Annotated in this window: 2 protein-coding genes (1 of these 2 cut by a window edge); both read left to right on the forward strand. The window is 73.2% G+C overall.

Annotated features, from left to right (window positions below):
• On the forward strand, window positions 1-5,631 hold the final stretch of the coding sequence (locus ACFRQN_RS04780) for a type I polyketide synthase (protein WP_380738259.1). 12,645 nt of this gene lie to the left of the window's left edge; only the last 5,631 of its 18,276 coding nucleotides appear in the window; its start codon lies beyond the left edge, outside the window; its stop codon occupies window positions 5,629-5,631.
• Window positions 5,632-5,659: 28 nt separating this feature from the next.
• Complete coding sequence (locus ACFRQN_RS04785) at window positions 5,660-14,941, forward strand: type I polyketide synthase (RefSeq protein ID WP_380738249.1); 9,282 nt, start codon at window positions 5,660-5,662, stop codon at window positions 14,939-14,941.
• Window positions 14,942-14,954: the final 13 nt, after the last annotated feature.

Here is a 14,954-nt window from a genome sequence, read left to right on the forward strand (position 1 = left end):
CCCGGCCTGTCGACCGTCCTGCATTCGGCGAACACCCCGTACCTCTCGCGGGTCGAGCACACGGATCACGAAGGCCTGGCGGCGGCACTGGGCGCGAAGGCGGCTGGCGCCACCTACCTGGACGAGGCGACGGCGGACCTGGGCATCGACGAGTTCGTGATGTTCTCGTCGATCTCGGCGACCTGGGGCAGCAACGACCACGCCGCGTACGCCGCCGGGAACTCCTTCCTGGACGGGCTCGCGGAGGACCGGCGCGGCCGGGGCCTGCCGGGTACCTCGATCGCCTGGGGTGTGTGGAACACCCGCGACTGGGACGCCGTGGACGCGGTGATGGACCAGGCGCCGGGCCGGGTGACCCCGCACCGGCTGCTGCGGCAGGGCATGAACTTCCTGGACACCCAGCGGGCGTTGACCGCGCTGGGTGAGGTCCTCGCCGACGACGAGACGTTCATCGCGGTCGCGGACGTCGAGTGGGAGAAGTTCGCGCCGGTCTTCACGGCCGCGCGTCCCCGTCCGCTGCTGGACACCATTCCGGAGGCGCAGGAGGACACCGCCCCCGGCCGTCCGGTCGACGACCAGCGCAGCGAGTTCGCCGCCCGGTTGGCGGGCCTGTCGGCCGCCGAGCGGCGCCGGACCGTCGTGGAGCTGGTGCGGACGCAGGCGGCCGCGGTGCTGGGCCACGAGTCGGCGGACGAGATCGTCGCCAGCCGGGCGTTCCGTGAGCTGGGCTTCGACTCGCTGACCGCCGTGGACCTGCGCAACCGCCTGAACGCGGCCGTGGGCGTCCGGCTGCCGTCCACGGTGATCTTCGACCACCCGAGCGCGTCCGCGCTGGCGGACGAGATCCTGGCCGCGCTGTTCGGGAGCGTCTCGGAGGAGACCGCCCCGGTGGTGGTGCAACCGGCCTCGACCGATCCGATCGCGATCGTCGGCATGGCCTGCCGCTACCCCGGAGGCGTCCGGACGCCCGAGGAGCTGTGGGACCTCCTGGCCGCGGGCGGCGACGCGATCAGCGGCTTCCCGGCCGATCGCGGCTGGGACGTCGACGGCCTGTTCGACCCGGACCCGGACGCCGAGGGCTCGACCTATGTGATCGAGGGCGGATTCCTCTGCGGCGCCGGGGAGTTCGACGCGGGGTTCTTCGGGATCAGCCCGCGTGAGGCGCTGGCGATGGACCCGCAGCAGCGCCTGCTGCTGGAGACCTCCTGGGAGGCCGTCGAGCGGGCCGGCATCGACCCGAAGTCGCTGCACGGCTCCGCGACCGGCGTGTTCATCGGCGCGGCCGCCTCCGGGTACATCGGGGTGCTGGGCGACGAAGCGGAGGCCCAGGCGCACCTGATCACCGGGAACGCGCTCAGCGTCCTGTCCGGCCGGGTGTCGTACACGCTGGGCCTGAACGGGCCCGCGGTGACCGTCGACACGGCGTGCTCCTCCTCGCTGGTGGCGATGCACCAGGCGGTGCAGGCGCTGCGGTCGGGCGAGTGCACGGTGGCGCTGGCCGGCGGTGTGACGGTGATGGCCGACCCGGGCGAGTTCGTGAGCTTCTCGCGGCTGCGCGCGCTGTCGGCCGACGGCCGCTGCAAGGCCTTCGGCGAGGGCGCGGACGGCATGGGCATGGGCGAGGGCGTCGGAATGCTGGTGCTGGAGCGGCTGTCGGACGCCCGCCGCAACGGGCACCGGGTGCTCGGTGTGGTGCGCGGCAGCGCGATCAACCAGGACGGTGCGTCGAACGGTCTCACGGCGCCGAACGGCCCGGCCCAACGGCGGGTCATCCGGGCGGCGTTGGCGAGTGCGCAGCTGTCGGCCGCGGACGTGGACGTGGTCGAGGCGCACGGGACGGGTACGGAGCTGGGTGACCCGATTGAGGCGGGCGCGCTGCTGGCGACCTATGGCCAGGAGCGGTTCGAGGAACGGCCGTTGTGGCTGGGCTCGGTGAAGTCCAACATCGGGCATGCCCAGCAGGCCGCGGGTGTGGCCGGTGTGATCAAGATGGTGCTGGCACTGCGGGCCGGGGTGCTGCCGAAGACGCTGCACGCCGATGAGCCGTCCTCGCACGTCGATTGGGAGACGGGCAACGTCCGGCTGCTCCAGGACGCGGTGGCGTGGCCGGCGGGCGAGCGGCCGCGCCGGGCGGGTGTCTCGGCGTTCGGCATCAGCGGCACCAACGCGCACGTGATCATCGAAGAGGCGCCGGCCGAGGTGGAGACGCCCGTCGACAGTGACGGCGGGAGCGTGGAGCCGGTGCTGTCGGGCGGTGTCCCGGCGTGGGTGCTGTCCGGACGGGACACCGAGGCGCTCGCCGGTCAGGCCGGCCGACTGCGTGAACACGTGCTGGCGCGGCCGGAGTTGTCGGTCGGCGATGTGGCGTGGTCGCTGGCGACGACGCGTGCGGCGCTGGAGCACCGGGCCGTCGTGCTCGGCGGCGAGCGGAGCGAGTTCGCGGAGCGTCTGGCGGCGGTGGCCACGGGGCAGCCGGCGGCGGGCGTGGTGACCGGGTCGGTGGCTGCTGCCGGGGTGGGGCGGACGGTGTTCGTCTTCCCCGGCCAGGGGAGCCAGTGGGTCGGGATGGGGCGTGAGCTGGCGGAGGCCTCGCCGGTGTTCGCGGCGAAGCTGGCGGAGTGTGCTGCGGCTCTTGCGCCGTACGTGGACTGGCAGTTGGACGATGTGCTGGCCGGGCTTCACGGTTTCGAGGCTGCTGATGTGGTGCAGCCGGCGCTGTGGGCGGTGATGGTCTCGCTCGCGGCGGTGTGGGAGGCGGCGGGTGTTGCTCCGGACGCGGTGGTGGGTCACTCGCAGGGTGAGATCGCTGCCGCCGCGGTGGCCGGGATTCTCTCCCTCGACGATGCCGCGAAGGTCGTGGCTCTGCGGAGCAAGACTCTGAAGGCGCTGGCGGGTCGTGGTGGGATGCTGTCGATCGCGGAGCCGGTGGAGGGTGTTCGGGCGAGGATCGCGTCGTACGGCACCCGCCTTTCCATCGCGGCGGTGAATGGTCCGTCGGCGACGGTGGTTTCCGGTGACGCGGACGCGCTGCGTGAACTGGCGGACTCCTGTGGGGATTCGCCGCGCGCGCGGATGATTCCGGTGGACTACGCGTCCCACAGCGCGCACGTGAACGAGCTGCGGGAGGAGATCCTCGCTGTTCTCCAGGGCATCGCTCCGAGTGAGGCCCGGATCCCCATGGTCTCCGCGCTGACGGGCGAGTGGCTGGCGGGTTCCGAGCTGGACCCGGCGTACTGGTACGCGTCGCTGCGGGAGACCGTCGAGTTCGAGCGGGCGGTTCGTCTGCTGGGTGAGTCCGGGCACGGTGTGTTCCTGGAGGTGTCGCCGCATCCGGTGCTGACGCCGGCGATCGGTGACGCCCTGGAGGCGCTGTCCCCGGTCGTCGTGGGCACGCTGCGACGGGAGGAAGGCGGCGCCCAGCGTCTGCTGACCTCGTTCGCCGAGGTGTACGCGCAGGGTCTCCCGGTCGACTGGGCCGCCGTACTCGGCCGCGGTTCGACGGTGGACCTGCCCACCTACGCCTTCCGGCACCGCCACTACTGGCCGGAGGCGGACCGCAAGCGCGCGGACGTCACGGTGGCCACCGGTGCGGAGGCGGGCTTCTGGAGCGCCGTGGAGAGCGGTGATGTCACCGCGCTCGCCGGTCTGCTCGGGGTGGACCCGGCGGATGCCGCGCTGGGTGCGCTGACCGACTGGCGGCGCCGCGAGCGGGCCGGCTCGGCGGTCGCGGACTGGCGGTACCGGGTGTCGTGGGCGCCGGTGGGCGAGTCCGGCGCGGTGCTGACCGGGACCTGGCTGCTGGTCGGGGACAGCACCGACGCGGCTGCGGTCGCGGAGGCGCTGGACCTTCCGGGTGCGCGGGTCGTCCGCTCGACTCCGGACGGTGTCGCCGCTGCGGTGGCCGCGCACTCCGACCTGCGGGGTGTGGTCTCGCTGCTGGCCCTGGAGGAGACGCCGGAGGAAGCGTTCCCGCTGGTTCCGGGCGGTCTGGCCGCGACGGTCGCACTGGTTCAGGAGCTTGGCCGGCTCGGTGTGTCCGCCCCGCTGTGGGTGGTCACGCGGGGTGCGGTGGGTGCGGTCGCGGGTGATGCGGTGCGGCCGGTGCAGGCGCAGGTCTGGGGTCTGGGAGCCGTGGCGGCGCTGGAGTTGGCGGGCCGCTGGGGCGGGCTGATCGACTTGCCGGCCGCCGTGGACGCCCGCGTCGGTGCGCGGCTGGCGTCCGTCCTGGTCGGCGATGAGGACCAGGTGGCGGTGCGTGCGGGCGGTGTGCTGGCGCGGCGGTTGGTGCGCGCAGGCCGTCCGGTCGTCCGCGAGGCGTGGTCGCCGCGTGGGTCGGTCCTGGTGACGGGTGGCACGAGCGGCGTCGGTGCGATCACCGCCCAGTGGGTGGCGGATCGTGGTGCCTCGCGGGTCGTCCTGACGTCCCGCTCGGGCCCGGGTGCCGCCGGTGTGGCGGAGTTGGCGGCCTCGATCGCGGCTCGCGGTGCGGCAGTTGAGGTGGTGGCGTGTGACATCGCCGACCGTGCCTCCGTGGCGGAGGTCCTGGACCGTATCGATGCGGCGGGCCCGGTGTTGTCGTCGGTGGTCCACTCGGCGGGTGTCGGTGACCGTAGGCCGGTCGAGGAGATCGAGCCCTCGGACCTGTCCTGGCTGCTGTCGGCGAAGGTCGGCGGCGCCATGGTGCTGGACGAGTTGACGGCGGGTCGGGATCTGGACGCGTTCGTGCTGTTCTCGTCGGGCGCGGGTGTGTGGGGCAGCGGTGGCCTGGGTGGCTACGCGGCGGCGAACGCGCACCTGGACGCGTTGGTCGAGGATCGCAGGGCCCGGGGCCTGGTGGCTTCTTCGGTCGCCTGGGGCCTGTGGGCCGGTGTCGGGATGGCCGCGAGCTCCGGTGGTGAGCGGTTGCGTGAGTTCGGCATGGAGGGCATCGACGGACGCCGGGGCATGCTGGCCTTGGGCCAGGTCCTGGACGCGGGCGAGGGCGCGATGGTGGTGGCCGGCTTCGACTGGCCGCAGTTCGTGCCGACTTATACCCTTCACCGGGCCAGCCGTCTGCTGGCGGACCTCCCCGAGGTTCGGGAGGCCCTGGCCGCCGAGGCCGGTACCACCACGACCGAGGAAGTCAGCGAGTGGGCGGGCCGGTTGGCCGGAATGCCGGCCGCTGAACAGCGCCAGGTCCTGACCGACCTGGTGCGCGGTCACGCGGCCGCCGTCCTCGGCTACGACTCGGCGGACGACGTGCTGCCGCAACGCGCCTTCAAGGAGCTGGGCTTCGACTCCGTCGGAGCGGTCGAGCTGCGGAACCGCCTCTCGAAGGCGCTCGGTATCCGACTGCCCTCCACGATGGTCTTCGACCACCCGAACGCCACCGCCCTCGCGGAGCAGATCCTGCGCGAGTTCATGCCGGAGCAGGCCGCTCCGGAGGGTGACGCCGACGAGCCGGCCCTCAGGGAGGCCATCTCGGCGATCCCGCTGGCCCGCATCCGGCAGGCTGGCCTGCTGGACCTGCTGCTGCAACTCGCCGACCCGGCCCAGGACAACGGCGCGGACAGTCGGACGGACACGGAGTCCATCGACGGCATGGACGCCGAAGACCTCATTCGCATAGCCCTCGATGGCAAAGACTCCTGACGCCCTCGTTGATTCGGAGCACATGATCATGGAAACGACCAACGACAGGCTCGTCGAAGCACTTCGCACCTCCCTCAAGGAAGCCGAGCGGCTCCGGCAGCAGAACAGCGCGCTCCTTGCGGCGTCGAGCGAGCCGATCGCGATCGTGGGTGCGGGCTGCCGGTTCCCGGGCGGTGTGACGGGTCCCGAGGAGTTCTGGGACCTGGTGGCCGGCGGTGTCGACGCGGTGGGCGCCTTCCCCGCCGATCGCGGCTGGGAGGCCTTCGAGGAGGCGTTCGGCCGAGGGCAGACGTACCGGCGACAGGGCGGATTCGTCTACGACGCGACCGAGTTCGACGCGGGGTTCTTCGGAATCAGCCCGCGCGAGGCGCTGGCCATGGATCCGCAGCAGCGGCTGCTGCTGGAGACCTCCTGGGAGGCGATCGAGCACGGCGGGATCGACCCGAAGTCGCTGCACGGGTCGATGACCGGTGTGTTCATCGGAGCGAACACGTCGGGGTACAGCTCGGTGCTGCCCGTCGAGGACGAGAGCCTGGACGGCTACCGGCTGATCGGCGCGGTGTCGGCGGTCGCCTCGGGCCGGATCTCGTACTGCCTGGGTCTGACCGGTCCGGCGGTGACGGTGGACACGGCGTGCTCGTCGTCGCTGGTGGCGATGCACCAGGCGATCCTGGCGCTGCGGGCCGGCGAGTGCTCGATGGCGCTGGCCGGTGGCGTGGCGGTGATGGTGTCGCCGGGTGCGTTCATGGAGTTCGGGCGTCAGGGCGGTATGGCGTCCAGTGGCCGGTCGAAGGCGTTCTCGGAGGAGGCCGACGGGATCGGCTGGGGTGAGGGTGCGGGCATGGTGCTGCTGGAGCGCCTGTCGGACGCCCGGCGCAACGGGCACCAGGTGCTGGCGGTGATCCGTGGGAGCGCGGCCAACCAGGACGGCGCGTCGAACGGTCTGGCGGCGCCGAACGGGCCTTCGCAGCGGCGGGTGATCCGTGCGGCGCTGGCGAACGCGCAGCTGTCGGCGGCGGACGTGGACGTGGTCGAGGCGCACGGGACGGGCACGACGCTGGGCGACCCGATCGAGGCGCAGGCGCTGCTGGCCACCTACGGGCAGGCCGAGGACCGCGCCGCCGACCGGCCGCTCTGGCTGGGGTCGGTGAAGTCCAACATCGGGCACTCGCAGTGCGCGGCCGGTGTGGCCGGTGTGATCAAGATGGTGATGGCGCTGCGGCACGAGGTGCTGCCGAGGACGCTGTTCGCCGAGGAGCCGTCCTCGCACGTGGACTGGACGTCCGGGAACGTGCGGCTGCTCCAGGAACCGGTGGCGTGGCCGGCGGGCGAGCGGCCGCGTCGGGCGGGTGTGTCGGCGTTCGGTGTGAGCGGGACGAACGTCCACCTGATCGTGGAGGAGGCCCCGGCGGCCGTCGAACCCGAGGCGCGGGAGGCCCGGGTGCTTCCGGTGTTCGCCGGTGGGGCGTCGGCCTGGCCGGTCTCCGGTCAGAGCGCTGCGGCGCTCGCCGGTCAGGCGGGCCGACTGCGTGAACACGTCGCGGAGCGGCCGGAGTTGTCGGTTGGCGATGTCGCGTGGTCGCTCGCGATGACGCGTGCGGCGCTGGAGCGCCGGGCCGTCGTGCTCGGCGCGGACCGGGATGAACTGGCGGCGGGGCTGACGGCCGTCGCCACCGGGCAGCCGGCGGCGGGTGTGGTCACGGGGTCGGTGGCGGCCGCCGGTGTGGGGCGGACGGTGTTCGTCTTCCCGGGGCAGGGGAGCCAGTGGGTCGGGATGGGGCGCGAGTTGGCCGAGTCGTCCCCGGTGTTCGCGGCCAAGCTGGCGGAGTGCGCCGAGGCTCTCGCGCCGTACGTGGACTGGCAGTTGGACGACGTTCTGGCGGGCCGGCACGGCTTCGAGGCCGCCGATGTGGTGCAGCCGGCGCTGTGGGCCGTGATGGTCTCGCTCGCCGCCGTCTGGGAGGCGGCGGGCGTCGCACCGGACGCTGTGGTCGGTCACTCGCAGGGTGAGATCGCGGCGGCCGCTGTCGCCGGGATTCTCTCCCTGGACGACGCTGCCAAGGTTGTCGCTCTGCGGAGCAAGACCCTGAAGGCGCTGGCTGGTCGTGGCGGGATGCTGTCGATCGCCGAGCCGGTGGAGGGCGTCCGGGCGAGGATCGCTCCGTACGGTTCCCGCCTGTCGGTTGCGGCGGTGAATGGTCCGTCGGCGACGGTGGTTTCCGGTGACGCGGACGCGCTGCGTGAACTGGCGGACGCCTGTGGGGATTCGCCACGTGCCCGGATGATTCCGGTCGATTACGCCTCGCACAGCGCCCATGTGGACGAGCTGCGCGAGGAGATCCTCGCCGTCCTCCAGGGCATCACGCCGACCGAGGCTCGTATCCCCATGGTGTCGGCGCTGACCGGTGCGTGGCTGTCCGGCCCGGAGCTGGACCCCGCCTACTGGTACGCGTCCCTCCGCGAGACCGTGGAGTTCGACCGCGCCGTGCGGATCCTCGGCGACGCGGGCCACGGAGTGTTCCTGGAGGTGTCCCCGCACCCGGTGCTGACCCCGGCGATCGCCGACAGCCTGGAGGAGCGCTCCCCGGTGGTCGCAGGCACCCTGCGGCGCGACGAGGGCGGCGCGCAGCGCCTGCTGACCTCGCTCGCCGAGGCCTACGTCCAGGGCGCCCCCGTCGACTGGGCGGCGGTGCTCGGCGACGGGACGACCGTCGCACTGCCGACCTACGCCTTCCAGCGGCGCCGCTACTGGCCCGAGGCCCCGGCGGTGGAGCGCGCCAAGCTGTCGGTGGACGACTGGCGCTACCGCATCACCTGGCAGCCGTCCGCCGCGAGCGGCCCGGCGGACCTGTCCGGCACCTGGCTGGTCGTCGGCGACGCCCCCGACGCGGCGACGGTCGCCGAGGCGCTGGCCGGTCAGGGTGCCGAGGTCGTGACGGCCGCCGGCCCGGAGCAGCTTGGCGCGGTGCCGGCCGAGGGCGTGGCCGGTGTGGTGTCGCTGCTGGCCCTGGACGAGACGCCGCTCGCCGAGCACCCGTTGGTTCAGCGCGGGCTGGCGGAGACCGTCGAGCTGGTGCAGGCGTTGGGCCGGGCCGGGGTCACGGCTCCGCTGTGGGTGCTGACCCGCGGCGCGGTGGCCGTCGGCCCGGACGAGGTGACGACGAGCCCGGTACAGACCCAGGTCTGGGGTCTCGGCCGCACGGTCGGCCTGGAGCACGCGGACCGCTGGGGCGGTCTGGTCGACCTGCCGCCGGTGGTGGACGCCGATGCGGCCGCTCGTCTGGTCGGCGTGTTCGCCGACGGCAGCGAGGACCAGGTTGCGGTGCGGCCGTCGGGTGTCTTCCTGCGCCGGCTGGTACGCGCTGAGGCCCGGCGCGTGGAGTCGGAGGACTGGTCGCCGCGCGGCACCGTCCTGCTGACCGGCGGCTCGGGTGCGATCGGCGTCGTCCTCGGTCCGTGGCTTGCGGAACACGGTGCGCCGAGGGTCGTTCTGACCTCCCGCTCCGGCCCGTCGGCGCACGGCGTGGCGGCGCTCGCGGCCACGCTGGCGCAGGCTGGTTCGGCCGTCGAGGTCGTGTCGTGCGACCTGTCGGTGCGCGAGCAGGTGACCGGCATGGTGACGTGGATCGAGGCCTCCGGCCCCGGCTTGTCTACCGTCCTGCACTCGGCGAACACCCCGTTCCTCGCACGGCTGGAGGACACCGACCGCGACGGGCTCGCCCTGGCGGTCGGCGCGAAGGCGGCCGGCGCCGTCCACCTGGACGAGGCGACGGCGGACCTGGGCATCGACGAGTTCGTGATGTTCTCGTCGATCTCGGCGACCTGGGGCAGCAACGACCACGCCGCGTACGCGGCGGGCAACTCCTTCCTGGACGGGCTCGCCGAGGACCGTCGGGCCCGTGGCCTGCCCGGGACCTCGATCGCGTGGGGTGTCTGGAACACCCGCGACTGGGACGCCGTGGACGCGGCGATGGACCAGGCGCCCGGTCGCGTCACCCCGCACCGGCTGCTGCGGCAGGGCATGAACTTCCTCGACACCCAGCGGGCGCTGACCGCGCTCGCCGAGGTCCTCGCGGACGACGAGACCTTCATCGCGGTCGCGGACGTCGAGTGGGAGAAGTTCGCACCGGTCTTCACGGCCGCCCGCCCGCGCCCGCTGCTGGACACCATCCCCGAGGCCCAGGAGGACACCGCCCCTCGTACGGTCGACGAGCAGCGCGGCGAGTTCGCCGCGCGCCTGGCGGGCCTGTCGGTGGCCGAGCGGCGCCGGACCGTCGTGGAACTGGTCCGGGCCCAGGCCGCCGCGGTGCTGGGCCACGACTCCGTGGACGAGATCGTCGCCAGCCGGGCGTTCCGGGAGCTGGGCTTCGACTCGCTGACCGCCGTCGAGCTCCGCAACCGTCTCAACGCGGCCGTGGGCGTCCGGCTGCCGTCCACGGTGATCTTCGACCACCCGAGCGCGTCGGCGCTGGCGGACGAGATCCTGGCCGCACTGTTCGGCACGGACGCGGACGAGGGCCAGACCGTGACGGCGGCGGTGGCGGTGTCGACCGATCCGATCGCGATCGTCGGTATGGCCTGCCGTTACCCGGGCGGTGTCCGGACGCCCGAGGAGCTGTGGGACCTCCTGGCGGCGGGCGGGGACGCGATCGGCGCCTTCCCGGCCGACCGCGGCTGGGACGTCGACGCGCTCTTCGACCCGGACCCGGACGCCGAGGGCTCGACCTACGTGGTCGAGGGCGGATTCCTCAGCGGGGCCGCGGAGTTCGACGCCGGGTTCTTCGGCATCAGCCCGCGCGAGGCCCTCGCCATGGACCCGCAGCAGCGGCTCCTGCTGGAGACCTCCTGGGAGGCCGTCGAGCGGGCCGGCATCGACCCGAAGTCGCTGCACGGCTCCGCGACCGGCGTCTTCGTCGGCGCGGCTTCCTCCGGCTACATCGGCGCCGCGAGCGGCGAGGCGGGAGCCCAGGCCCACCTGATCACCGGCAACGCGCTGAGCGTGCTCTCCGGCCGGATCTCGTACTCCCTGGGCCTGGTGGGCCCGGCGGTGACGGTCGACACGGCGTGCTCCTCGTCCCTGGTCGCGCTGCACCAGGCGGTGCAGGCGCTGCGGTCGGGCGAGTGCGACGTCGCCCTCGCCGGCGGTGTGACGGTGATGGCCGACCCCGGCGAGTTCGTCGGCTTCTCGCGCCTGCGGGCGCTCGCCTCCGACGGCCGCTGCAAGGCCTTCGGCGAGGGCGCGGACGGCATGGGCATCGGCGAGGGCGCCGGCATGCTCGTGCTGGAGCGGCTCTCCGAGGCGCAGCGCAAGGGCCGTCGGGTCCTGGGCCTGGTGCGCGGCTGCGCGATCAACCAGGACGGCGCGTCGAACGGTCTCACGGCGCCGAACGGTCCTGCTCAACGGCGGGTCATCCGGGCGGCGTTGGCCAACGCCCGGATCTCGGCGGCGGATGTGGACGTGGTCGAGGCGCACGGGACGGGTACGGAGCTGGGTGACCCGATCGAGGCCGGTGCGCTGCTGGCGACGTACGGCCAGGAGCGGTTCGAGGACCGGCCGTTGTGGCTGGGGTCGGTGAAGTCCAACATCGGGCACGCCCAGCAGGCCGCGGGTGTGGCCGGTGTGATCAAGATGGTGCTGGCACTGCGGGCCGGTGTACTGCCGAAGACCCTGCACGCGGACGAGCCTTCTTCGCACGTCGATTGGGAGACGGGCAACGTCCGGCTGCTCCAGGACGCGGTGCAGTGGCCGGCGGGCGAGCGGCCGCGCCGGGCGGGTGTGTCGGCCTTCGGCATCAGCGGCACCAACGCGCACGTGATCATCGAAGAGGCCCCGGCCGCGATCGACGCGAGCGACCCGGCTCCCGCCCCGGCGGTGGAGAGCGGGGTCCAGGCGTGGGTGGTGTCCGGTCGCAGCGCGACCGCGCTGTCCGGTCAGGCCGGTCGGCTGCGTGAACACGTGCTGGCGCGGCGGGAGTTGTCGGTCGGCGATGTGGCGTGGTCGCTCGCGACGACGCGTGCGGCGCTGGAGCACCGGGCCGTCGTGCTCGGCGGCGAGCGGGTCGAGCTCGCGGCGGGTCTCGCGGCGGTGGCCACGGGGCAGCCGACGGCGGGTGTGGTGACCGGGTCGGTGGCTGCCACGGGGGTGGACCGGACGGTGTTCGTCTTCCCCGGCCAGGGGAGCCAGTGGGTCGGCATGGGTCGCGAGCTGGCCGAGTCGTCCCCTGTCTTCGCCGCGAGGTTGGCGGAGTGTGCCGAGGCTCTCGCGCCTTACGTGGATTGGCAGTTGGACGATGTGCTGGCTGGTCGGCACGGTTTCGAGGCCGCTGACGTCGTGCAGCCGGCGCTGTGGGCTGTGATGGTCTCGCTCGCGGCCGTGTGGCAGGCGGCGGGCGTCGCTCCAGACGCTGTGCTGGGTCACTCGCAGGGTGAGATCGCCGCTGCCGCCGTCGCGGGGATTCTCTCCCTGGAGGACGCCGCCAAGGTGGTGGCTCTGCGGAGCAAGACCCTGAAGGTGCTGGCCGGTCGTGGCGGGATGCTGTCGATCGCGGAGCCGGTGGACGGTGTCCGCGCGCGGATCGCGTCGTACGGCTCTCGCCTGTCGGTCGCGGCGGTGAACGGTCCGTCGGCGACGGTGGTTTCCGGTGACGCCGATGCGCTGCGTGAACTGGCGGACGCCTGTGGGGATTCGCCGCGCGCCCGGATGATCCCGGTGGACTACGCGTCCCACAGCGCCCACGTGGACGAGCTGCGCGAGGAGATCCTCTCGGTTCTCCAGGGCATCGCTCCGAGTGAGGCCCGGATCCCCATGGTTTCCGCGCTGACGGGCGAGTGGCTGTCGGGCTCCGAGCTGGACCCGGCGTACTGGTACGCGTCGCTCCGCGAGACCGTGGAGTTCGACCGCGCCGTGCGGATTCTCGGCGACGCGGGCCACGGCGTGTTCCTGGAGGTCTCGCCGCATCCGGTGCTGACCCCGGCGATCGGCGACGCCCTGGAGGATCGCTCCCCGGTCGTCGTGGGCACCCTGCGGCGCGACGAGGGCGGCGCGCAGCGGTTGCTGACCTCGCTCGCCGAGGCCTATGTGCGGGGGCTCCCCGTCGACTGGGCCGGGCTCCTGGGCGGTGGTTCGACGGTGGATCTGCCGACGTACGCGTTCCAGCACCGTCACTACTGGCCCGAGGCGGTGGCCGAGGTTGCCGAGGGCTCCGTCGTCGACGCCGAGTTCTGGGCGGCGGTCGAGGGCGGGGACGCCGACGGCCTTGCGGCGGCGTTGAACATCGACGGTGACCGGCTGGGTGAGGTGTTGCCGGCGCTGGCCGATTATCGGCGCCGTGGCCTGGCCGGGTCGGCGGTCGCGGACTGGCGGTACCGGGTGTCGTGGGCGCCGGTGGGCGAGTCCGGCGGGGTGTTGACCGGGACGTGGCTGCTGGTCGGGGACGGCAACGATGCGGGCGTCGTGGCGCAGGCGTTGGCGGATCACGGTGCCGATGTCGTCACTGCGGATCGTCCTGACCGGATCGGTCAGACCGTGTCCGCGCTCGGTGATCTGCGGGGTGTGGTGTCGCTGCTGGCGCTGGACGAGTCGCCGGAGGAGGCGGGTCCGTGGGTGTCGCGTGGTGGTGCTGACACGCTCGCGCTGGTCCAGGAGCTTGGGCGGCTCGGTGTGTCCGCTCCGCTGTGGGTGGTCACGCAGGGTGCGGTGCGGGCCGTCGCGGGTGATGCGGTGCGGCCGGTCCAGGCGCAGGTCTGGGGTCTGGGCGCTGTCGCGGCGCTGGAGTTGGCGGGCCGCTGGGGCGGGCTGATCGACTTGCCGGCTGTCGTGGATGCGCGTACGGGTGCGCGGCTGGCGTCCGTCCTGGTCGGGGATGAGGACCAGGTGGCGGTGCGTGCGGGCGGGGTGGTGGCGCGGCGGTTGGTGCGTGCCGGCCGTCCGGTCGTGCGTGAGGCGTGGTCGCCGCGTGGCTCCGTGCTGGTGACGGGCGGTACGAGTGGCGTGGGTGCGATCACCGCCCAGTGGGTGGCGGATCGTGGCGCGGCGCGGGTCGTGCTGACGTCCCGTTCGGGTCCGGGTGCCGCCGGTGTGGCGGAGCTGGCGGCCTCGATCGCGGCTAGCGGGACGGCAGTCGACGTGGTGGCGTGCGACGTCGCCGACCGCGCCTCCGTGGCGGAGGTCCTGGACCGTATCGATGCGACGGGTCCGGCGCTGTCGTCGGTGGTCCACTCGGCCGGGACGGGCGGGCGGACACCGGTGGAGCAGCTGTCGGTGGCCGAGCTGTCGCGACTGCTGTCGGCGAAGGTCGGCGGCGCCATGGTGCTGGACGAGTTGACGGCGGGTCGGGATCTCGACGCGTTCGTGCTGTTCTCGTCGGGCGCGGGTGTGTGGGGCAGCGGCGCTCTGGCTGGCTATGCGGCGGCGAACGCGCACCTGGACGCGTTGGTGGAGGACCGCCGCTCTCGTGGTCTGGTGGCTTCTTCGGTCGCGTGGGGCCTGTGGGCCGGCGTCGGCATGGCGGCCGGCTCGGGTGGCGAGCGGTTGCGTGAGTTCGGTATGGAGGGCATCGACGGGCGTCGGGGCATGCTGGCGCTGGGCCAGGTCCTGGACGCCGGTGAGGGTGCGATGGTGGTGGCCGGCTTCGACTGGCCGCAGTTCGTGCCGACCTATACCCTCTACCGGCCGAGCCGTCTGCTGGCGGACCTGCCCGAGGTCCGTGCGGTCCTGGCCGCCGAGGCCGCCGTCGCCACGACGACCGAGGAAGTCGGCGCGTGGGCAAGCCGGTTGGCCGGGATGCCGGTCGCTGAGCAGCGCCAGGTCCTGACCGACCTGGTCCGGGGCCACGCGGCCGCGGTCCTCGGCCATGACTCGGCGGACGACGTGCTGCCGCAACGCGCGTTCAAGGAGCTGGGCTTCGACTCCGTCGGAGCCGTCGAGCTGCGGAACCGCCTCTCCAAGGAGGTCGGTGTCAAGCTGGCCTCCACGATGGTCTTCGACCACCCGAACGCCACCGCCCTCGCGGACTACGTACGAGGTGAGCTGGTCGGCACCGGCGGAGCGGACGACGGCGATCCGGTGCTGGAGACCCTGGAGCGGCTGGCCGCCGAACTGGACTCCGTCGACGGGGGAGCCGACGCGCGCCAGGACATCACCGAGCGCATGCAGACCCTGCTGTCCCGGTGGATGCGGCGCGGCGCCCCCGGCGCTGGCGCGGAGGACGGTGGCGCCGCCGCCACCCGGCAGACCGTGGCCGGACAGCTCAACGAAGCCTCGGCCGACGAGGTTCTGGACTTCATCAACAAGGAACTGGGGGCGTCGTGATGATCTCCGGTGC

The organism is Kitasatospora sp. NPDC056800 (genome assembly GCF_042789775.1).
Classification (GTDB): Bacteria; Actinomycetota; Actinomycetes; order Streptomycetales; family Streptomycetaceae; genus Kitasatospora.

Bases quoted from the DNA above. Each gene is read 5' to 3' on its own strand.
- ACFRQN_RS04785 (WP_380738249.1), top strand. From the start codon at position 5,660: ATGGAAACGACCAACGACAGGCTCGTCGAAGCACTTCGCACCTCCCTC.